Here is a 252-nt window from a genome sequence, read left to right as displayed (position 1 = left end):
ACGCGCTGGCGCGGCCATGATCCAGCTGGAAGATCAGACCTTCCCGAAACGTTGCGGGCATCTGGACGGGAAGTCATTAATCCCGGTTGCAGAGATGTGCGGCAAATTGCGCGCGGCAGTCGATGCGCGATCGAACAGCGAGACGATGATCCTGGCGCGCACCGATGCGGTGGCCGTCGAGGGACTGGACGCTGCGCTCGATCGCGCCGAGCGATATCTGGAAGCAGGTGCCGATGCGTTGTTCATTGAAGC

The 252-nt window shown here is 61.9% G+C and carries 1 protein-coding gene; it reads left to right on the top strand.

Translation table 11 applies throughout. The features are described 5' to 3' along the window. Positions 1–252, top strand: a 252-nt coding sequence (locus SB753_RS39575; RefSeq protein ID WP_410805486.1) for an isocitrate lyase/phosphoenolpyruvate mutase family protein, incomplete at both ends; no start/stop codon positions are given.

Origin of the sequence: Paraburkholderia sp. SIMBA_053, assembly GCF_046534895.1 — a bacterium.
GTDB classification, from domain to species: domain Bacteria; phylum Pseudomonadota; class Gammaproteobacteria; order Burkholderiales; family Burkholderiaceae; genus Paraburkholderia; species Paraburkholderia caledonica.
The sequence above is the reverse complement of the archived record's forward strand: the minus strand, read 5'-3'. Positions and strand labels throughout refer to the sequence as shown.